Source organism: Mesorhizobium sp. M1088 (assembly GCF_040318575.1).
In the GTDB taxonomy this organism is placed as follows: Bacteria; Pseudomonadota; Alphaproteobacteria; order Rhizobiales; family Rhizobiaceae; genus Mesorhizobium.
The window spans coordinates 64,892-84,366 of the sequence record NZ_JAMYMO010000026.1 but is presented as its reverse complement, the minus strand read 5'-3'; the positions used below and the strand labels follow the sequence as shown (position 1 = coordinate 84,366).

The 19,475-nt window shown below is 60.9% G+C and carries 20 protein-coding genes; 4 read left to right on the top strand and 16 right to left on the bottom strand.

All coding sequences use genetic code 11. From position 1 onward, the window contains the following. On the top strand, positions 1-987 hold a 987-nt coding region (locus tag NKH49_RS24140; protein WP_352928230.1), incomplete at its 5' end, for a transposase. A 96-nt stretch (positions 988-1,083) separates the two neighbouring features. Here the strand turns inward: NKH49_RS24140 and NKH49_RS24135 are convergent. From NKH49_RS24135 to NKH49_RS24090, 10 genes are all read right to left on the bottom strand, one after another. Next, positions 1,084-1,323 carry a hypothetical protein gene (locus NKH49_RS24135; RefSeq protein ID WP_352500930.1) on the bottom strand — a complete coding sequence of 80 codons (240 nt, stop codon included), beginning with the start codon at positions 1,321-1,323 and terminating at the stop codon, positions 1,084-1,086. A 331-nt stretch (positions 1,324-1,654) separates the two neighbouring features. Continuing rightward, complete coding sequence (locus tag NKH49_RS24130) at positions 1,655-1,855, bottom strand: DUF4926 domain-containing protein (protein ID WP_023676476.1); 201 nt, start codon at positions 1,853-1,855, stop codon at positions 1,655-1,657. A 140-nt stretch (positions 1,856-1,995) separates the two neighbouring features. Beyond that, positions 1,996-2,187, bottom strand: a complete 192-nt coding sequence (locus NKH49_RS24125; protein WP_023676475.1) for a hypothetical protein — start codon at positions 2,185-2,187, stop codon at positions 1,996-1,998. A gap of 139 nt (positions 2,188-2,326) precedes the next feature. Further along, positions 2,327-2,950, bottom strand: a complete 624-nt coding sequence (locus NKH49_RS24120) for a DNA polymerase Y subunit UmuC family protein (protein WP_352928225.1) — start codon at positions 2,948-2,950, stop codon at positions 2,327-2,329. Positions 2,951-3,241: 291 nt separating this feature from the next. Beyond that, a complete protein-coding gene (locus NKH49_RS24115; protein ID WP_352500928.1) occupies positions 3,242-3,706 on the bottom strand; it encodes an Imm26 family immunity protein in 465 nt (154 codons plus the stop codon). Between the two features lie 448 nt (positions 3,707-4,154). Continuing rightward, positions 4,155-5,774 (bottom strand): ABC transporter ATP-binding protein, encoded by a 1,620-nt coding sequence (locus NKH49_RS24110; protein WP_352928222.1) that lies wholly within the window; start codon positions 5,772-5,774, stop codon positions 4,155-4,157. Continuing rightward, the gene (locus NKH49_RS24105; protein WP_352831033.1) at positions 5,771-6,640 is read right to left on the bottom strand and encodes an ABC transporter permease; all 870 of its coding nucleotides are present in this window, start codon (positions 6,638-6,640) and stop codon (positions 5,771-5,773) included. The genes NKH49_RS24110 and NKH49_RS24105 overlap by 4 nt, the downstream gene beginning before the upstream one ends. Further along, positions 6,637-7,584 (bottom strand): ABC transporter permease, encoded by a 948-nt coding sequence (locus tag NKH49_RS24100; protein WP_352539684.1) that lies wholly within the window; start codon positions 7,582-7,584, stop codon positions 6,637-6,639. The genes NKH49_RS24105 and NKH49_RS24100 overlap by 4 nt, the downstream gene beginning before the upstream one ends. A 259-nt stretch (positions 7,585-7,843) precedes the next feature. Further along, the gene (locus tag NKH49_RS24095) at positions 7,844-9,322 is read right to left on the bottom strand and encodes an ABC transporter substrate-binding protein (protein WP_352928217.1); all 1,479 of its coding nucleotides are present in this window, start codon (positions 9,320-9,322) and stop codon (positions 7,844-7,846) included. A 130-nt stretch (positions 9,323-9,452) separates the two neighbouring features. Beyond that, positions 9,453-10,742: an acetylornithine deacetylase/succinyl-diaminopimelate desuccinylase family protein gene (locus NKH49_RS24090; RefSeq protein ID WP_352685117.1), complete on the bottom strand. Its 1,290-nt coding sequence runs from the start codon at positions 10,740-10,742 to the stop codon at positions 9,453-9,455. A gap of 222 nt (positions 10,743-10,964) precedes the next feature. Between NKH49_RS24090 and NKH49_RS24085 the strand changes: the two genes are divergently transcribed. Then, on the top strand, positions 10,965-11,393 hold the full coding sequence (locus NKH49_RS24085) for a L,D-transpeptidase (RefSeq protein ID WP_254818202.1): 429 nt from the start codon (positions 10,965-10,967) through the stop codon (positions 11,391-11,393). Positions 11,394-11,536: 143 nt separating this feature from the next. Here NKH49_RS24085 and NKH49_RS24080 read toward each other — a convergent pair whose 3' ends face one another. From NKH49_RS24080 to NKH49_RS24060, 5 genes are all read right to left on the bottom strand, one after another. Then, a complete protein-coding gene (locus tag NKH49_RS24080) occupies positions 11,537-12,529 on the bottom strand; it encodes a lipid A biosynthesis lauroyl acyltransferase (protein ID WP_352928214.1) in 993 nt (330 codons plus the stop codon). 1 nt (position 12,530) lies between these two features. Continuing rightward, positions 12,531-13,559 carry a zinc-binding dehydrogenase gene (locus tag NKH49_RS24075; protein WP_352928211.1) on the bottom strand — a complete coding sequence of 343 codons (1,029 nt, stop codon included), beginning with the start codon at positions 13,557-13,559 and terminating at the stop codon, positions 12,531-12,533. Between the two features lie 36 nt (positions 13,560-13,595). After that, entirely contained in the window at positions 13,596-14,885 is a 1,290-nt protein-coding gene (locus tag NKH49_RS24070) for a beta-ketoacyl-ACP synthase (protein WP_352928208.1), read from the bottom strand. Between the two features lie 75 nt (positions 14,886-14,960). Then, a complete protein-coding gene (locus NKH49_RS24065) occupies positions 14,961-16,148 on the bottom strand; it encodes a beta-ketoacyl-ACP synthase (protein WP_352928205.1) in 1,188 nt (395 codons plus the stop codon). 38 nt (positions 16,149-16,186) lie between these two features. Continuing rightward, positions 16,187-16,471 carry an acyl carrier protein gene (locus NKH49_RS24060; protein WP_023719977.1) on the bottom strand — a complete coding sequence of 95 codons (285 nt, stop codon included), beginning with the start codon at positions 16,469-16,471 and terminating at the stop codon, positions 16,187-16,189. Between the two features lie 213 nt (positions 16,472-16,684). Here NKH49_RS24060 and NKH49_RS24055 point away from each other — a divergent pair, with 213 nt between their 5' ends. After that, positions 16,685-16,939 (top strand): ribbon-helix-helix domain-containing protein, encoded by a 255-nt coding sequence (locus tag NKH49_RS24055; protein ID WP_352928202.1) that lies wholly within the window; start codon positions 16,685-16,687, stop codon positions 16,937-16,939. Positions 16,940-17,436: 497 nt separating this feature from the next. Then, positions 17,437-18,597, top strand: a complete 1,161-nt coding sequence (locus tag NKH49_RS24050) for an epoxide hydrolase family protein (RefSeq protein WP_352928239.1) — start codon at positions 17,437-17,439, stop codon at positions 18,595-18,597. A gap of 225 nt (positions 18,598-18,822) precedes the next feature. Here NKH49_RS24050 and NKH49_RS24045 read toward each other — a convergent pair whose 3' ends face one another. Next, positions 18,823-19,371 (bottom strand): histidine phosphatase family protein, encoded by a 549-nt coding sequence (locus NKH49_RS24045; protein WP_352470325.1) that lies wholly within the window; start codon positions 19,369-19,371, stop codon positions 18,823-18,825. Between the last annotated feature and the right edge of the window lie 104 nt (positions 19,372-19,475).

Here is a 19,475-nt window from a genome sequence, read left to right as displayed (position 1 = left end):
CGGCGCTGCATAGCTGAAGGGCTCGTCGGCGGCGAAGGCTTTGCGGTCGATGCCAGCATGATCGTCGCCGACGCCCATCGTCAGCGCGGGATCGAAACGGCCGAGGACCTCAATCCCAAAGCCAAGCGGGCCGTGGCTGAGTATCTCGCCACTCTGGATGACGCCGCCTTCGGGGCCGCCACGCCGGTGGAGCCCAAGTTCGTCTCCCCTGTTGATCCCGCCGCGCGCTGGACTGCCGCTTGGGGTGGCCCAGCCGTCTATGCCTATTGCACGAACTATTTGATCGACGTGGAGCACGCCATCATCGTGGACGTGGAGCCCTCGACCGCGGTGCGCCAAGCCGAGGTGACGGCCGCCAAGACTATGATCGAGCGGGCGCACGACGAGCTCGGCCTCTGGCCGGAGCGGCTGATTGCCGACACCGGCTACGGCTCGGCCGAAATGCTGAACTGGTTGGTGCATGAGCGTGGGATCGAGCCGCATATCCCGGTCTTCGACAAGTCTAGGCGCAAGGATGGCACCTTCTCGCGCGACGACTTCACCTACGACCATAAGGCCGATACATACATCTGTCCTGGCGGGAAGACGCTCAGGCAGCGCCAGAAGACCTATCGGATGCCACACCCTCTCGTCGACGAGAATGGCATGATGCGCTATCGCGCCAGCAAGCTGGATTGCGACGCCTGTGCCCTGAAGCCCAGCTGTTGCCCGAAGGAGCCGGCGCGCAAGGTGCTGCGCTCGATCTATGAGGGCGCGCGCGACATGGCCCGCGACATCGCAAAGACAGACGCCTACCAGACCTCACGCTATCAGCGGAAGAAGGTGGAGATGCTGTTCGCGCACCTCAAGCGCATCCTGAAGCTCGATCGATTGCGATTGCGCGGCCCCTGTGGTGCCCGCGATGAGTTCCACCTTGCAGCCATCGCCCAGAACCTCAGGAAATTGGCCAAGATTTGCACCCTCGGAACAAACGTCCGAGCCACTTAAGGCGAGGAGGTCGCGTCGACCTTAATCAAGACGCTTCGGTGCGAGTGGATCCACGGCTTCATCGCCGACTTCTTCAACACTATCTATGCCTTGCTGCTATTGGTAGTATCCTTTCTGAAAGATTAGCACTGTCTCGACAGGCGCCATGGAATCTTCTTTTGCCAACGGGGCATAAATACTGACCCCAAGGCCAAAAGCGATTGCCCCATCAATTTCTTCTTCGATTTCTTGGCCCAATGAAATAAGTGCACGTTTTGCGGTTTCAAATCCTGTTCCTAGAAATCGAACCCCATTCAGAGAAGGAGCGGCAGGACTCGTGAATTCGACCGCGTTCAATTTTCCTGATTTACTATAGTAACAAAATACCCCAATATTTTCGAAATAGTCGCAAGGAAACGTATCCCTGATAGATCGTTTGAATGTTCGAAAATTTGTCCCAAGACGCCGTCTAATCTGATTCGGGGACATTCCAAACTCTATTTCCCCGGCGCCAGTGAAAGGTATGATCTTGAACTCAGTCATCAAAAACCGTGCCCTACGGCTTCGTGCTCTTGACGAGCCGCCGGCTAATGGGTGTCACCGTAATTCGTAATGCGACCGTAGTGCGTAATTCCGGATCATGTCGTAATTCGGAGAGGAGATATGGAAAAGAGTGCGCTGTAATTCCTTACACAGCAATCAGTACGAACTGGTTTGGAAGTAAGGCTAATTGAGCGATGGTCTTCCCATTTTCGCTACTGAATTCAATCTCGTATGCCTCCTCGGGATAAGAATGCTCTTCAACAACGACTCCTAAAGCTCCGGCCTGAAGGGATTCTCCCAGCATATCACAAATCAATCTCACAACGTCGTTGATCTTTGGTTTCATAGCGGGACTCTACTTCACGAATAGTGTCATCAGCGACGGGACGTTTGAACCGGGGGCTGAAAATCCACCCGGTGCGAACCTCAACGGTGCCGGCCGGACCTGTAACAGTTACGTCCACCGTATATCGAGCTCCGTATTTATCAACAACCCGTCTGGCCGGAGGCATCGCGCACGCTGGTCGTGGTGTGGGTCAGCGTGCCCAGCGTGACGTCCCGGCGGGCGAGCTTGCCAAAGCCGTCATACTTGTTGCCTTGCGTTGCCCCAGGGTTGGTGGAGGTGAGCTGGCCGATGTTGTAGAAGCCGGACGCCGCTATGCGGGCAAGGCGGGCCATGTGGTCAATCTACGTGCAATGATAGCCGGGCGAACGCGATAAAAGTGCACCGAAATTGCGAAATTCTCTCCAGTTCCTGCCGCACAATAGCGGCCACTAAGTAATGACCCGCGTCATAATTAGGATCTGTGAATGGCAACTAACGACCTTGTGCACTGGCCCGATAATCCAACAACTCTTGCATTTCTACAATCTCTTCCCCGTATTGTCCCGTGACCTTAATGGTGTTGGTGTCAAGATCAACCAGACTCTTCAGGAACAAAATGGTGGGCCGCGCGTGCTCAATTGGAACTAAACCTAAAAGCCTTATCGCATAGACCGAATTCGCATCCCCGCCTCCTTTTTGGGCCAAAGACATTTTCAATTCTTCCTGCAATTTTTCAATATCGTCGTAAATCCCAACATAAGAGTCCGTAAGCGATCGAGTTACTTGATCAAAATCTTTCGTTCTCCCGTCCAATTGCAATGGAGTCGCAAGATTCTTATCAATCAATCTCGTCCATATAAAAAGGTAAAGTGCACCAGTATCCTCATTAAATTCTTCATACTTCGTATTCCAGTCCATGAACTCCTTCGCAATTTGCGAGGTTACGCGTGATATACATTTCTCCTCAACTGCTCGCCAAGTGAACGGCCAATTATCGGCAAAGATTCCATTTGAACAGTTCAGTATCTCAGGAGTTGATGGCACAGTACAGGCCGATCCTCCGAAAACAAAAATTGCAACAAATCCGGCAAGTTTCAATGCTATTTTAAAATGCATGATGGCAACTCCTCACGAACCAATTGGGAAATCATTTACCTGTAAACTCGCACTACCCAGCTTATTCGGGCCGATTACATTCATAAGCGAGTTATAGTCTTTATTGTTATCCACCAAACAACCCAGTGACATCCCTCCTTCACCAGTCGTGGGGCTCCTCCCCGGATGAATAGTCCGCCCGATGCAAATTAGCCGCTGACGCCGCCAAAAAAGTCCGCGCGGCATTGACGAGAGGCCGGCTAGTGGGAGTCACCGTAATTCGTAATTCACATCGTTACCGTCATTCCTTGATCAATGGGGTTTCAGCTGCTCGATCAGAATCAATTCGACGGCTTGATATCCGTGTAAACCGTCCTGCTCCAAATCGCCCGCCGAAGCTACGCTAGTTTGGCTCTCTAGCTTCGATGGGTCAGACTCTGAGTATTTTCGAATAAGAATTCGGTTGGAAAGGCTTTCTTTGTGAACGAAGGTTGGCATAGGCCATTTGTCTTCTGCCCAGCTCTTCATTTGGCCAATAATTGGCCAAGTTCCATTTATTAAACCGAGATCGCCACACCGTAGGCACCTGACTGCATTATCTGGACTAAGGTCATTTAATTCATCCGCCTTTGGCAATTCCAGACGCATTGGTCCAAATAGATATGCTAGAATAATCTTTCCCATTGGGGCCATATGAGCTACCAAGCCAAGCCCGTAGCCACCTGATCTCAACGGAATGGCAAATAGGGTGCCTTCCTTGTAGGGTAGTTGTCTCACTTTAAGGTTCCCTTTACTACAGATGCCGGCGTGATGCGGAAGGCGCGAGTGGTGATTAGTTACGGCTTTGTTGGAGCGCCAAGCTCTCGTGTGTTTGGGGGCTATCCGTTGCTGCCAGTCGTTTTGCTTAGCTTAAGCGCGACGATGCGGAGAATACGCGGCAGGACAAAGCCGAACGGGCGAGGCAGAAAACATACATTAATACCGTAATTTCCAAACCTAAGTTCGCTAAATCTCCTTCGCGCGCAAAGGGACGATCAGGTCCGGGTTGCGCGATCGGCGATCGGCCCAATGGCCCCATATTTTTTCTACTTTCATAGGCTGGCCACAAACAGTCGTCTCCACCACGTCGCCAACCACCGGAGCCTCCTCGTGGGGCGAGCCACCGGTCTCGCCCCGTCCTTCGGACCCCACAGTGGGAGAACGGAAGGCCCGTGCCCCTTGCCGCTCAGCCCTGTTCGTGCAGCCGTTTTGCAATCGCCCGGTGCAGGTCTGGAGCAGCAGTGACCAGCGCCTTGGCCGCCTCGGACTGCGGGTGGTCGAGTACTTCGCTCGTCCTGCCGCGCTCGACGATCTTGCCGTCATGCATGACCATCACCTCGTCAGTGATGGCGCGGGCGACGGTCAGATCATGGGTGATGAACAGATAGGCGATGCCGAGCTTCTGGTTGAGCTCGGCGAACAGATCGAGGATCTGGGCGCGGATCGAGACGTCGAGCGCCGAGACCGGTTCGTCGGCGACGACCAGCTTCGGCCGCGTGATGATGGCGCGGGCGATCGACAGGCGCTGGCGCTGGCCGCCCGAAAACTCGTGCGGATATTTGTCCATGTCGCCTGGTGAGAGGCCGACCTCGTGCAGCGCATGCGCCACCATCTCGCGCCGCGCGGCGGGCGACGGCTTCTTCTCCAGCACATGCAGCGGCTCGGCCACCAGTCTCTCGACCTTCTGGCGTGGGTCGAACGAGCCGTACGGGTCCTGGAACACGACCTGCATGTCGCGCCGTGCCGGCTTCAGCTCCGCCTCGCTCTTGCCGGTGAGGGTATTGCCGCGGAAGCGGATCGTACCGGCCGTCGGCTTGTCCAGTGCCAGAACCATGCGGGCAAGCGTCGACTTGCCACAGCCGGAACGCCCGACGAGCGCCACCGACTGGCCGGGCGCCATCGAGAAGGAGACATCGTCGACGGCTCGAATGGGAGCCCCTCGCTTGAGCAGCGATGTGCGCCGTGCCGGATAGTCGCGCGTCACGCTGTCTACCTCAACCAGAGGTTTTCCTTGGCCGACGCTGTGCCTAGCCCGCGCGGGCACATGCATCGAGGCCTGCGCCAACTGGCGCGTATAGGGATGGAGCTGTCCGGACAGAATGCGCGCCGTGTCGCCAGCCTCCATCACCTCGCCATGGCGCAGGATGGTGATGCGATCCGCCATCTCGGTCACCACGGCGAGGTCGTGCGAGATGAGCAGAAGACCCATGCGGTTTTCCGCTACGAGGTCGCGCAGCAGGTCGAGGATCTGCGCCTGCAGCACCACGTCGAGCGCGGTCGTCGGCTCGTCGGCAATCAGCAGCTTGGGTTTCAGCGCACAGGCGATGGCGATGACGACGCGCTGGCGCTGGCCGCCGGACAGCTCATGCGGATAACGCGACAGCGGGAACTGCGCTGCCGGCAAGCCGACCCGGTCGAGCATTTTTCGCGCCCGTTGCTCGGCGTCAGCGCGGCTCGCCCTGGTGTGCCAGCGAATACCCTCGGCGACCTGCTCGCCGATGGTCTTGACCGGGTTGAGCGCCGTCATCGGCTCCTGGAACACCATGCCGATGTCGTCGCCGCGCAGCGCGCACATCTGGTCCTCGCTCGCCGCCAGGATGTCGATGCCGTCGAAGGTAACGCGTCCCGTGGCGCGTGCCGCCCAGGGCAAGAGCTGCATCACGGTGAGCGCAGTCATCGACTTGCCGGAGCCGGATTCGCCGACCAGCCCCATCACTTCGCCGGGCGCCACGGACAGCTCGATGTCCCTGAGGATGGGCGTGCCGCCGATGGCCAGCGACAGCTTCTCGATTTCGAGCAGGCTCATCGCTGCCGCCGCGACTTCGGATCGAGAATGTCGGCAATGCCGTCGCCAAGCAGGTTCAGGCCAAGCACGGTGACGACGATCGCCATCCCGGGAAAGATCGCCATCCACGGCGCCACCACCATGCGGGTCTGGGCGTCGAACAGCATGCGGCCCCAGCTCGGCATCGGCGGCTGCGTACCCAGCCCGACATAGGAAAGCCCGGCTTCGGCCAGTATGCCCAGCGCGAACTGGATGGTGCCTTGCACCAGCAGCAGCGTGGCGATGTTGGGCAGCACATGTTCGATGCTGATCAGCGTCCTGCTTTTGCCGGCGGCGCGGGCGGCGAGGATGAATTCGCGCGGCCAGATCGCCAGGGCGCCGGCGCGGGCGACGCGCGCGAACACCGGGATGTTGAAGATGCCGATGGCAATGATGGCGTTGAACGCGCCGGGCCCGAAGATGGCGGTGATCATGATTGCCGAAAGCAGCGCCGGAAAGGCGAAGACCAGGTCGTTCAGCCGCATCAGCACGTCGTCGGCGATGCCGCCACGCGCCGCGGCAAAGGCGCCGAGCGGCACGCCGACGCCCATGCCGATGCCGACCGCCACCAGCGCCACGGCAATCGAGTTGCGGGCGCCAACCATGATCATCGACAGGATGTCGCGACCGAAATGGTCGGTGCCGAACCAGTGCGCCAGCGACGGCGCCTGGGTCTTGTCGGAAATGACCAGCCTGGTGACGTCGTAAGGCGTCCACTCGAAGGAGAGGATCGCGACCGCAGCCACCAGTGCGGTGACGACGAAGCCGGCGAGGAACGAACGGTTTCGAAACGCCTTGGCCAGGATGCCGGCAAGGTTCTCGTCGGGGATGTCGATGTGCAGCGTCATTGCCTGCCTCTCAGGCGCGGATCGACCACCGCATAGGAGAGATCGACAACGAAATTGACGATGATGACGGCGGCAACCAGCAGCATGACGACGCTCTCGACCACGATCAGGTCACGCTGGTTGATTGCCTGGAACACCAGCCGGCCGAGGCCGGGCAAATAGAAGACGTTCTCGATGATGATGGTGCCGGCAAGCAGGAAGGCGAATTGCAGGCCTAGAATGGTGACCACCGGGATCAAGGCGTTGCGCAGCGCATGCCGCCACAAGACAAGACGATAGGGCAGGCCCTTGGCGCGGGCGGTGCGGATGTAATCCTCATTCAGCACTTCAATCAGCGCCGAGCGGGTGACCCGGGCGAGGATCGCCGCCTGCGGCAGAGCGAGGGCGACCGCCGGCAGGAGCAGCGACTTCAGCGCCGGCCAGACGCCGGCGCCCCAGCCGGGAAAACCGCCGCCCGGCACCAGCCGCAGCCAGACGGCGAACAGATAGATCAGCATCAGCGCAAACCAGAAATTGGGCACGGCGACGCCAAGCTGGGCGGCGCCCATCGCAACCGTGTCGCCGGCCCGGCCGCGCCGGCTGGCGGAAAACAGCCCGACCGGGATGGCAATGACTGTGGACAGCGCCAGCGCCATCAGCGCCAGCGGCAGCGAGACGACGAGACGCTCACGGACCAGATCGATGACCGGCACCGAATAGGTATAGGAACGGCCGAAATCGAGGCTCAACAAGCCGCCGGCCCAATGCAGATAGCGCAGCACGACGGGAGCGTTGAGACCCATCTGGTTGCGCAGCAATTCGATCTGGTCGGCGCTGGCGTTCAGGCCAAGCATCAGCCGCGCCGGGTCGCCGGGAATGATCTCCAGCACGGCAAAGACCACCATCGAGGCCAGAACCAGCGTGATGACGGCGATGGCGAGGCGCTTGAGGAGGTAGGCGGTCATGGACGTTGAGGAACCGCTGTGTTGCCGGACGCAAAAACCGGGCGAAGCTTGCGTTCCCGCCCACCCCCCTCTGTCCTGCCGGACATCTCCCCCTCAAGGGGGGAGATTGAGCCCTCATCGCCGCTTTCGCTAATCACTAGCGTTGCAAGGACAGTGCCAGCGTGGAAACTGCCAATCCCCCCCCTTGAGGGGGAGATGCCCGGCAGGGCAGAGGGGGGTGGGACGGAGTGCAACTTTCGCCCTTCTGTCAGCGACCCGCTCAATCCGTCCACTTCACCTTGGTCAGGTCGTTGGCCTGGATCGGGGCGTTTTCCCACAGGCCCTGCAGTTTGGCGTCCCAGACGCCGACCTTCGGCAATTCGTAGAGGAAGCCGACCACGGCGTCGTCTGCCAGGACCTTCTGCGCCTCGCCGAGCAGCGTCATGCGCTTGGCCTCGTCGGACGTAAGGTTCAGCTCGTCGATGATCTTGTCGAAGGCCGGATTGTCGTAGTTGAAGTAATAGTCCTTGCGCGAATAGATATCGATGTCATTGGGCTCGGTGTGGGAAACGATGGTCAGGTCGTAATCCTTCTTGGTGAAGACCTGGTCCAGCCATTGCGCCCATTCGACCGGGATGATCTCGAGATCGATGCCGATTTCGCGAAGCTCCGAGGCGATGATCTCGCCACCAAGCCGCGCATAGGAGGGCGGCGGCAGCTTCAGCGTCGCCTTGAAGCCATTCTCCAGGCCGGCTTCCTTCAGCAACTCCTTGGCCTTCTCCACATTGTGCGGATAGAGGCCGGTGAGGTCGACATAGGCCTTGCTGGCGGGCGACATGTGCGAGCCGATCGGCACGCCGAGGCCGGCCGAGGCGCCGTCGATGATCGCCTTGCGATCGAGCGCAAAGGAAATCGCCTGCCTGACCTGCAGCTTGTCGAAGGGCGGCTTCTTGTTGTTGATCGACAGGATGGTTTCACCCTCGGTCGAGCCGATCACCACCTTGAAGCGCGGATCGTCCTTGACCTGGGCGACGCTGTCGGGGTCGAAGAACGGAAAGGCCTGAACGTCGCCGGAAAGCAGCGCCGGAACGGCGGCGGCGGCATCCGGAATGATGCGGAACTCGGCCTTGTCGAGAAATACCGGGGCGCCCCAGTAATTATCCGACTTGACCAGCGTGATCGATGAGCCCTTGGCCCAGTTCTGGAACTTGAACGGGCCGGTGCCGATCGGTTTTTCCTTGTTGGTGTCGGCTGTCTCAGGCGCCACGATCACCGCGTCGCCCCAGCCCATATTGTAGAGGAACGAGCCTTGCGGGTTCTTCAGCGTGACCTTCACCGTCGCGGGATCGACGACCTCGACCTTGTCGATGGCGGCAAACAGGGCCTTTTGCGCGTTGACGGAATTGTCGGCGCGGGCACGGTCGAGCGAGAATTTCACGTCGTCGGCGTTGAAGTCGCTGCCGTCATGGAATTTCACGCCTGTATGCAGCTTGAAAGTGTAGACCTTGCCGTCGTCGGAAATGCTCCAGCTTTCGGCGAGATCGGGCAGCACCTCGCCGTTCGGGCCGATGCGGGTCAGGCCCTCGAAGACATTGGCATAGAGTACCTCGTCGATTGCCGCGGCGGCACCCGCGGTCGGGTCGAGATGCGGGGGTTCGAGCGTAATGCCGATGACCAGGTCGGTGCGCGCGGCCATCGCTGAGGTCCCGGCGGCCAACGCCAGCGCCGCGGCGGCCAGAATGGTTTTCCACAATTTCATCGTGCAACTCCCCATGTCTAAAACACGTGCTCAAACCCGGGCGGATAGAAGCGTGAATTCGCCGCCGAGTAAATTGCGTTTCGTACCGTGTGCCGACGCCGGGAGGAATGTTTTTCCGCCCATGGCCGGATCATGGCGGGCCGGCGCCCCTCAGCAGCACGCCGAGGCCAATCGCCATCACCTTTGCCGAGTCCAGCATGTCGGCAATGCCGACCCATTCATCGGGCCGATGGGCGAGATCGAGGATGCCCGGGCCATAGGCGATGCAGTCATAGATGTGGCCGATACGGGCGATGTGCTTCTGGTCGTAGGTGCCGGGGGAAATCACGTAATCCGGTTCGCGGTCGAATATCTCCATGATGCCTTGCGCGACCGCCTTAACCACCGGCGCGTCGCGCTCGGTCATCAGCGGCAGCACCTCCATCAGATCGCGGATTTCGTAGTCGAACTTTTTGCGCTCGCGCTTCAGCCGTTCGAGGATATCGGTCACCTCGCTCTTGACCGCAGCGAGATCCTCTTCGAGCAGGAAGCGGCGGTCGATGGTCAGCCGACAGGAATCGGGCACGTTGGGCGAGGGCAGGCCGGGCCGGAAATCCTCCGTCTGGCCGCCATGGATCGAGTTGATGTTCATGGTCGAGCGTTTTGCGCCTTCGGGCACGACCGGCATGCGCGTCATCTTGCGGTCGAGCGCCGGAAACAATTCGTCTTCGAAGGCCCGCAGCACGGCGCCCATATGGCGCACCGCATTGTCGCCGAGGAACGGCATCGAGCCGTGCGCGATCTCGCCCTTGGTCTCGATCTCGGCCCACCAGACGCCGCGATGGCCAAGGCAGATGCGGTCCTTGTTGAGCGGCTCGGGAATGATGACGTGGTCGACCTTCGGCCTCGAGAAATAGCCGAGCTTGGCCAGATGCGCGACGCCGCCAAAGCCGCCGGACTCCTCGTCGACCGTCCCCGAAATCTCGATGGCGCCGCGAAAATCGGGAAACACCTCCATGAAGGCTTCAGCGGCGATGATCGAGGCGGCAAGCCCGCCTTTCATGTCGCAAGCGCCGCGGCCATAGACCTTGCCATCCCTGACGATGCCGGCGAACGGATCGAGGCTCCAGCCGTCGCCGGGCTCGACGACGTCGATATGCGAATTGAAGTGCACGCAAGCACCCGGCGCCCGGCCATCGAAGCGGGCGACGACGTTGACGCGCGGGTAACGGTCAGTGTCGCCAGGCGTGCCTTCGGCACGGATGAATTCGATCTCAAAACCACGCTTCTTCAGCCGCGCGCCGATATATTCGGCACATGGCCGATAGGCTTCGCCGGGCGGATTGATGGTTGGAAAGCGGATCAGATCCGCAGTCAGTGCAACCAGATCATCGGCTCGGTCATCGATAGCCTTGAGGAGCCGTTCGTTCGGTTCATTCATTCGGCGAATTGAGCAGCGGATGAGGGGGTTTTGCAAGCTCGATGGCGAATTGCGAGGCGATTGCGTGTCGTTACGGCAACTATTGCGGGAAATCGTTCAAATTCGCTGCTTTGGATTGGTGAAATCGTCAGGGAGTAGGTGTTAGCTCGCTGGCTTGCCATCAAAACGCTGGAGAACAGCGTGACGGCAGGCAGGCAAGGGGCATCAAAGGGGTTTGATTGCATGAAAAACACTGTTCTCATGGCAGCGGCATTGGTAGCGATGCTGTTCGGTTCGTCGTTCGAGAGCCGTGCGGCCAGCCTGGTCGCGAACATCGATATTTCCTCACAGACGATGACGGTAAGATACGGGCTTTCGTATTATCGGTGGAGCGTTTCCACCGCCCGCAAAGGCTACATCACGCCGCGCGGCAGCTATCGTCCACAGCGGACGGCCCGGATGTGGTATTCGCGCAAATACGACATGTCGCCGATGCCCTATTCGGTGTTCTTCCGCGGCGGCTATGCTATCCACGGCACCGGCGCGATCCGGCAATTGGGGCGCCCGGCATCGCATGGCTGTGTGCGCCTCCACCCTAGCAACGCCGCCGCGTTCTATTCGATGGTGCGCAAAGCCGGCTTCGGTAATACGCGGATCCTCGTGACGAATTAGGGCCTGCTCCTCGGCCCGCAATAAAAAACCCGCCGGAGCGGCGGGTTCGTCGGGGCCAAATAGCACCATAGCGAAATTAGTAGCATAGCTGCCGGCACAAAGCAAGAACAAAATAGGGCCGGTGCCCAAAAAGATCGTTCCGCTCAGGCGGCTTTGTCGCGCACTGTCGCCGGCCGACGCTTTTTGCGGCCGCTGATCTCCCAGCGCTTGTGGAACCACATCCACTGGCCGGGGTCTTCGCGCACCCAGCGCTCGACCACGTCGTTGAGAAGCTGGGTGGTGGCGCGGACGTCGACACTGCCGCCGGCGGTGCGCGGCAAGGTGAGCTTGTCCTCGATCTCGAGCCGGAAACGATTGTTCGGCAGGCGCACGCAGCGCGCCGGGTAGACATCGCAATCGTAGTGCCGCGCCAGGGTGCCGAGGACCCGGTTGCTCTCGCAGGGGCGGCCGAAGAATGTCGTCTCGAGCCCGCCGGTGAATTTCTGGTCGACCAGCACGCCGATATTGCCGCCTTTCTCCAGGATGGCCGCAAGTGCGAACGAGGCACCGGTCGAAGACGGCAGCAGCGATCCCATGCTCGAGCGGCGGGTCGAGAGGATGTACTCGGCGAGGTAAGGGTTGTTGGGCGGGCGAAACAGCGCCGTGATGTTCATGCCGAAGGTCGCCGCAGCCACCGGCAGCAGCTCGAAATTGCCGAGATGCCCGGTGAAGACGATATGCGGCTTGTCCTCGCCCGCGATGCGCACGAAATGCTCCACGCCCTTGACCTCGACACGGCCCGGCTTCGTCGCAGCGGGATCGTAGTCGAACAAAGCATCGAGAAAGATGTATTCGGCGGCCAGGCGGGCCATGTTGCCCCACATATCGGAAGCGATCGCTTCGATCTCGGCATCGCTTTTTTCCGGATAGGCCTTGCGCAGATTGTCGACCGCAACCTGATGGCGCGCTACCCAGGGGCCGATGCGGCGGGCGGCGCGGTCGGCGAAATTGAGCGCCCTGTCGGGCGGCAGCAGGCGCAGCGCGGAGATGATGATCATCGCGACGCGCGCGACCAGCCAGTAGTTGAACTGGCGAAGCCGCCTGCCATAGCGGAATCCCACGTCCCTGCGGATCTTCCTGAAGGCGTTGCCGATCATTTCAGCCGACGCGCAGGATGATCTTGCCGAAGACGTCGCGGCCTTCCATGCGCTTCAGCGCCGCATCGATGCCGTCGAAGCCGACCTCGGTGTCGATCACCGGCGCGACCAGGCCCGCGGCCATCTTCTGCATGGCGTCGGCCATATTTTCCATGCGGCAGCCGAACGAGCCGAGCAGCTTCAGCTGCTGCTGGAACAACTGCATCAAATTGATCTGTGTCGACACGCCGGAGGTCGAGCCGCAGGTGACCAGCCGGCCGCCGCGCTTCAGGCACAGCATCGAGGCGGCAAAGGTGTCGGCGCCGACATGCTCGAACACCACGTCGACGCCCTTCTTCTTGGTCAGCTTGCGCACGATGCCTTCGAAGCGGTCGTCGCGATAATTGATTACGTGGTCGGCGCCGAGCGCCTTGGCCTTGTCGATCTTGTCGTTCGAGCCGACGGTGGTGATGACCATGCAGCCCATCTTCTTGGCCAGTTGAATAGCGGCGGAGCCGATGCCGGAGCCGCCGGCATGGACCAGTATCGTCTCGCCGGGTTGCAGCCGGGCATTGTCGAACAGCATGTGCTCGACCGTGCCGAAGGTGACAGGCGCCACCGCCGCGCCGATTTCGCTCACGCCTGGCGGGGCGGGGACCAGAAGGCGCGCCGGCAGGTTGATCTTTTCCTGCGCAAAGCCGTCGAGATGGAAGCCGTGAACGCCCGAGACATGCTCGCAGAGATTGTCACGGCCTTCGCGGCAGGCGCGGCAAAGACCGCAGGTGCGGGCGCCATAGATCGACACCAATTGTCCGGGCAGGAGGCTGGAAACGCCGGGGCCGACCGCCTCGACCTCGCCGGAAGCCTCGGCGCCGACGACCAGCGGCAGCTTGCGCTTGGCAAAAGCCATGCCGCGCCAGCCCCAGACGTCGATGTGGTTCAGCGCCACGGCCTTGATGCGCAGCGTCACCTCGCCGAGCGCAGGTTGCGGCGGGGGCGGCAGGTCCACCGTTTCAAGGCGGCGGTCCTCGATAAGTTGCAATGCGCGCATGGTGCCTGTCGGTTCAGTCTGGCTGAAAAAGGTCGCTTAGACCGGTTCCCGCGCCATGACAAGGCAGGTGTTCTGGCCGCCAAAGCCGAAGGAGTTCGACAGGACGGTGCCGACCTCGGCATTGCGCTTGGTGTTCGGCACCACGTCGAGCACGATCGCCGGGTCGGGATTGTCGTAGTTGATGGTCGGCGGAATGACGCTTTCGCGCATCGTCATCAGCGAAAATGCAGCCTCGACGGCACCGGCAGCCGATAGGGTATGGCCGATCATCGACTTGTTCGACGAGACCGGCATTGACGAGATCCGCTCGCCGAACACCGTCGACAGCGACAAATGCTCCATCTTGTCGTTTTCGGGCGTCGAGGTGCCATGGGCGTTGACATAATCGATCCCGTCCTCGCTCAGGCCGGCATCGGCAAGAGCGGCGCGCACCGCCGCGATCGCCGGCGAACCGTCCGGCTTGGAGCGGGTGCGATGGAAGTCGTCGGCCTTTTCGCCGCAGCCGAGCAATATGCCGAGAACGGTGGCGCCGCGGGCAAGTGCGGCCTCCAGCGATTCCAGCACAAGGGCGCCCGAGCCTTCGGCCAGCACGAAGCCGTCGCGATCCTTGGAGAAGGGTTTTGAGGCCTTTTCGGGGATGTCGTTATGGGTGGAGAGCGCGGACAGAAGCGAGAAGCGGATCAGCGCCTCGGCGGTCGCCGAGCCGTCGGCGCCGATCGACAGCGCCCTGTCGCATTCGCCGCGGCGGATCGCCTCGACGCCGAGCTGGATCGCGGTGGCGCCCGAAGCGCAGGCTGTCGACAGCGTGATCGGCAGGCCGCGTGTGCCGAAACGGTCGGCAAGCCGGTCGGCAATCGAGCCGAACTGGGTGGTCTCGAAGATGTCGAGTTCCATGAGGCCGCGCGCTACCCGCAGCAGCCTCTCTGCACCGGTGTCGTGCCTGTCTGAATTATTGGGCGTGTCGGAATTGTAGAGCGAAAAGCGCTCGCTCCAGTCGAGCTCGACCGGCGGCGAAGCGAGGAAGAGCGGTCCGCCGAAATCGCCGGCATCGAGGCCGGCCTCCGACATCGCTTCCTGGGCGGCGGTTTCGGCAAGCTCATAGGTGAGGAGACTGGCGCCCTTGGAGCTCGACGGCAGGAAATCGACCATGCCGGAGATGCGGGTGTTGAGATGATCGACCGGGAAGCGGGTGATCGGATGGATGCCGGACTTGCCTGAGGTAAGTGCCGCCCAATTGTCGGCTTTGCCCACACCGAGCGACGTCACCACGCCGATGCCGGTGACGGCGACGATGGGCCTGCCCATGTGGTCGTTCAGATTGGCCATTTGTTGTCCAAAAACCTGTTTCTCTTGGAGCGTCGGATCGCCCGAAAACCGCGCCACACTTTTCGATCCGATGCTCTAGGCGGCTTTGATCAGCGCCATGCCCTCGAATTGGTGATAGCCGATCGCCGTTGCAAGGACGGTCTTCGGGACGCCGGCAAACGGCTTTTCGACTGTGGCGTCGAAGACAGGGTAGGCGGCCTTGCGGTCGACAGCCAGCGCCGCCAGCGCCACGGCAAAGGGGAATTGCGCTTCCTTCATGTGGCCGGTCAGCGTCGAAAAGCCGCGTGCGGCGATCGCCGGATTGGCGTCGAGCGCCGATTTCTCGGCGGCGGTCGCGGCATGGGCGCCCGAAGCGCCGGAGATCGCGAGCAGCTCGCCATTCGGCAATGCGGCTTGCTTCAACAGCGTGGCGATCTCGCCGTTGAGTTCGTCCCGCCGGCGCCTGGCGCGGCCGGACAGGACCGGGCCGAGTTCCGCATAGATCTTCCGGCCACGGCTTTCCGCATGCTCGCGCTGCTCCAGGACGAGAAACGCGCCGCCGGATCCGGTCACCACGCCGCCGCCTTCGGCGCCTTGCCTCTGCCAGACCGGCCGCCACGGACCGCGATGCAGGTAGCCGGCCAGTTCATAGCCGAGCAGCATGTCGGAATGTTCGGTCTGGAAAGCGCCGCCGACCAGTATATGCGTCGACTGGCCGGAGCGGATGCGCGCGGCCGCGGTCTCGACGGCGGCGACTCCGGCACCTTCCTCGCCCATGAACGTGCGCGACGACCCCGTCACCTTGTGGACGATCGAGATGTTGCCGGCGAGCAGGTTGGAAAGCTGTGCCAGAAACAGCGTCGGGCGCAATTCCGTCGTCAGCTTCTCGTTGAGCAGCACGTCACGGTCATTGCGGCTTTCCGATGCCGCGAGAATGGCCGCATCGACCGCCTCGTCGCGCTCGCCGCCGCCGGCGGCCACCACCATGTCCATGGTCGCGCAGAGTTCGTCATTGCCCTTGATGCCGGCATCGTCGAGCGCAAGGCCGGCCGCATAGGTGCCGAGCCTCTGCCAGGTCTCCATCTGCCGCTGGTCGCCACGCTTGGCGATCTGCAGGTTCCAGTCGATCTCGGGCAGCGGATGGACCGTATAGGGCGAGAAGCGCGAGGCCTCCAGAACCGGCTCAAGCCGTGGCTGGACGAGCTTTTGCCAATGCGCATCCGGACCCTCGCCCAGTGACGAGACAAGGCCGATGCCTGATATGACGACGTCGTGGGGGTTCATGGGAGGCTGTTGTGGGTCGGGCGCGTCAGGCGCTGTGTTCACGTGGCGTTCTTGGCGGCGACGAGCGCGTCGATCTTGGCGCACAGGTTCTTCATGACGAAATAGTCGTCGGTCGAAGCCTTGCCGTCATTGACTTCCTGCGTCCACTTTTCCAACGGCACCTTGATGCCGAATTCCTTGTCGATGGCAAAGACGATGTCGAGGAAGTCGAGGCTGTCGATGCCGAGATCGTCGATGGTGTGGCTTTCGGGCGTGATCGTCTCGATGTCGATCTCGCTGGTGTCGGCGATGATCTTGGCGACTTTGTCGAACGTGGTGGACAAGGGCTTTTCCTTCGATTGCGGGCGGAATCTGTCCGCATGTGTTTTGGGCTGTCTAATCGGTTTTTCCGGGCAGGAAAAGGCCTGATACGCCGCGCGCAGATGGGATTGCTGCCCAGGCAGAGCAATAGGGGTCGCTGGCAACCCCTGGCGATATGCCGAAACCGTCCCATCTCTGATCATTGGGTGTACCAATGTACCATGGTACAAAGATCTATGACCATAGAACGCGTGCAGACCGGGGTGCGCCTGGAAAAACGATTGGTGAAGGTGCTCAAGGCCCTGGCTGAGCATCGCGACATGAGCCTGGGTGACCTCATCGAGGGCATCGTGCTGCATGCTTTCGAAGGCCGGACGCCGTTCTCCGCGGCGACCCTGGAAACAATCGGCCAATTGAAGCGCATCTACGAAATGAAGCTTGCCGCAGCGGACAGCCACGGTCTGGCGGAAACCGGCGGGGAGGGCGGATGACGAGCCATCTTGAGCGCAGCCACAGCATTGTGCTTTCGGGGCCGATCGACCGCGTCTTTCCGCTGTTTACGCCGATCGGAGAGACCCTTGGGTGGACGGCTGGCGCATCGCATCCGCTATGTTCGCGTTACGCGGATTCGCGTTTCGGATTTGTCGAGGTGGCCTGCCGACCGACCACTAACGGAGGCACGTCGATTACCTATGCGTTCACGGCCTTGGAGCCCGGCAGGAGCATCCTATCTGTCCGAACTTACAGAGGACGCGTTCGAGGACATGATCGAGGGATGGAAGCTCCGTGTCGACGCTCGGCTGGTAGCGGTGAAAATCTGACGCCAAGTAACTTAAACGAATTGCCAGTAAGGGTGGAATGTTACCTTCGTCTCGTAGATGGGAACGAGCAAGTAGCGGACAAAGCGGTCGCTCAGTGAGGTTTCCTGCGTTCTGTGCCTTGATGATGGGACAATTCTTCGCCGCTGATCGGAGCAACACCCGTGGCCATGCATTCCTTCCACATCCACATCCCGGATGAACAGATCGAGTACCTACAGCGTCGTATCCAATCGACAAGATGGCCGTCGTCGATCTTCGCATACGGATGGGACGACGGTACTGACGTTGATTTCCTCAGAAAGCTTTCACGTTACTGGGAATACGATTTCAGGTGGCGCGATCACGAAAAACGTCTGAACCTGTTGCCTCAGTTTAGGGTCACGATTGGCGGGTGCGACATCCATTTCGTTCACCAGAAAGGAAAGGGGTCAGCACCCTTGCCGTTGATCCTCACTCATGGCTGGCCCGGCTCCTTCGCCGAGTTCGAGCACGTCATTCCGCTGCTCACGGATCCTGCCAAATACGGCGCGGATGCCGAGGACGCCTTCGATGTCGTCGCACCGTCGCTTCCGGGTTTCGGCTTCTCGTCCCCGCCGCATCAGGCCGGCGTTAGCTCAAAGCGTGTCGCGAAGCTGTGGCGGGGGCTGATGCAGGAACTGGGATATGATCGCTTCGCCGCACAAGGTGGCGACATCGGCGCAGGCGTCTCGACCTGGCTCGCTCGGCTTTACCCGGACGACCTTATCGGATTGCACCTGAATTACATTCCAGGCAGTTTCCGCCCGACCCTCGGTCGCGACGACCCACCTGTCACGCTGGAGGAGAAGGCATTCCTCGACAGTGCGGCGAATTTCGCTGCAACGGAGGGAGCCTACGCTTTTCTGCAGGGGACCAAGCCCCAGACGCTAGCCTTTGCACTGACAGATTCCCCAATCGGGCTAGCCGCATGGATTGCCGAGAAGTTCCGCAGTTGGAGCGACTGCGAAGGCGAACTCGAACGCGCCATCCCTCTAGACACGCTGCTTACCGACATCTCGCTCTACTGGTTCGGTAACACGATCGAGGCCTCGCTCCGGATTTACAAAGAGAACCGGCTCTGCCCCCTGATCTTCGGGCCAAGGGAGCGAATAACACCGCCCCTCGGCGTTGCAGTCTTCCCCCGAGAGCTTCCTATGCCACCTCGCTCCTGGGTCGAGCGAGTCTTCCGTGTCGAGCGCTGGACCGACATGCCGAAAGGAGGACATTTCGCGGCGATTGAGCAACCCGAACTCCTGGTCGAGGACATCCGGGCGTTTTTTCGGCCGCTGAGGCTCCGGCCGGCCAAGTAGAGGACGAAAACCTCGCCCGTTGTCACGGCTCGGAAGTCCTGATGAGACGGTACCATCGCATTCGCTTTCGTTGAAAGCGCCCGTTGGTCCTGACTAAGGGTCAATGGGTCAATGTCGACCTTCGACTCGATCAAGACCTCATCGCGGGTCGGAACCGGTATTCCGCTTAAGATACCAAACGCTAGATTTCACTACTAGCGAACGCTTCAACCGGCGCCGGCGCAGTCAGAAAGTGACGCGGCCGAGTACTCGCAGGCCGTCGCCTTGCGGCTCGACGACCACGGCTTCGCCTTCACGCGGCGAGATGCCGGTCAATTCCTTGATGTTTTCGAGATGCGTGACCATGACCAGATTGTCGGAGCCGGAATAGCCGCGGATCTCGGCCAGGATCGCAGCGATCTGGGCGGCCTTCTCCTTTTCGTCGGTCTTCAGCAGGTCAAGCGGTGCGAACGGCTCCGGTTCGCTTTCGAAAGCAATGCGGGCGGTCTCGAGGCAGCGGCAATAGCGGCTGGACAGCACGCGCTCGACCGGTGCGGCGCGGGCGCCAAACAGCGCGCCGATCTTGCGCGCCTGTTGCTTGCCGCGCTCCGAGAGATTGACCTGGGTGGCGCATTTGCCGAGGTCGAAATTGGCCGCATCGGTGGTGCCTGTGACCATGGCATGGCGAAGCAGGACCACATGCCCGCCGTCGCGCAGCAGCGCCCAGCCGGCTTCCGTCGCATGGGCTGTGGCGGAAACGGCAAGCAACAGCAGCGCCAGCACAAATCGAAGCATCAGACATCCTTTTCGGGTGACCGGCAGGCAGGTCCCCGGTGACCGGCATATAGGGACGGCAAAGCCGGCTGAAAGACAAGCCGAGTGCAACCTGCGGCCGAAAC

What these genes read in the sequence shown, in the direction of transcription:
- NKH49_RS24100 (WP_352539684.1), bottom strand. Translation starts at nt 7,584, where the DNA reads ATGACCGCCTACCTCCTCAAGCGCCTCGCCATCGCCGTCATCACGCTG.
- NKH49_RS24095 (WP_352928217.1), bottom strand. Translation starts at nt 9,322, where the DNA reads ATGAAATTGTGGAAAACCATTCTGGCCGCCGCGGCGCTGGCGTTGGCC.
- NKH49_RS24085 (WP_254818202.1), top strand. Translation starts at nt 10,965, where the DNA reads ATGAAAAACACTGTTCTCATGGCAGCGGCATTGGTAGCGATGCTGTTC.
- NKH49_RS24130 (WP_023676476.1), bottom strand. Translation starts at nt 1,855, where the DNA reads ATGAAACCAAAGATCAACGACGTTGTGAGATTGATTTGTGATATGCTG.
- NKH49_RS24105 (WP_352831033.1), bottom strand. Translation starts at nt 6,640, where the DNA reads ATGACGCTGCACATCGACATCCCCGACGAGAACCTTGCCGGCATCCTG.
- NKH49_RS24080 (WP_352928214.1), bottom strand. Translation starts at nt 12,529, where the DNA reads ATGATCGGCAACGCCTTCAGGAAGATCCGCAGGGACGTGGGATTCCGC.
- NKH49_RS24050 (WP_352928239.1), top strand. Translation starts at nt 17,437, where the DNA reads ATGCATTCCTTCCACATCCACATCCCGGATGAACAGATCGAGTACCTA.
- NKH49_RS24055 (WP_352928202.1), top strand. Translation starts at nt 16,685, where the DNA reads ATGACCATAGAACGCGTGCAGACCGGGGTGCGCCTGGAAAAACGATTG.
- NKH49_RS24045 (WP_352470325.1), bottom strand. Translation starts at nt 19,371, where the DNA reads ATGCTTCGATTTGTGCTGGCGCTGCTGTTGCTTGCCGTTTCCGCCACA.
- NKH49_RS24075 (WP_352928211.1), bottom strand. Translation starts at nt 13,559, where the DNA reads ATGCGCGCATTGCAACTTATCGAGGACCGCCGCCTTGAAACGGTGGAC.
- NKH49_RS24120 (WP_352928225.1), bottom strand. Translation starts at nt 2,950, where the DNA reads ATGCATTTTAAAATAGCATTGAAACTTGCCGGATTTGTTGCAATTTTT.
- NKH49_RS24125 (WP_023676475.1), bottom strand. Translation starts at nt 2,187, where the DNA reads ATGGCCCGCCTTGCCCGCATAGCGGCGTCCGGCTTCTACAACATCGGC.
- NKH49_RS24065 (WP_352928205.1), bottom strand. Translation starts at nt 16,148, where the DNA reads ATGAACCCCCACGACGTCGTCATATCAGGCATCGGCCTTGTCTCGTCA.
- NKH49_RS24070 (WP_352928208.1), bottom strand. Translation starts at nt 14,885, where the DNA reads ATGGCCAATCTGAACGACCACATGGGCAGGCCCATCGTCGCCGTCACC.
- NKH49_RS24110 (WP_352928222.1), bottom strand. Translation starts at nt 5,774, where the DNA reads ATGAGCCTGCTCGAAATCGAGAAGCTGTCGCTGGCCATCGGCGGCACG.
- NKH49_RS24090 (WP_352685117.1), bottom strand. Translation starts at nt 10,742, where the DNA reads ATGAATGAACCGAACGAACGGCTCCTCAAGGCTATCGATGACCGAGCC.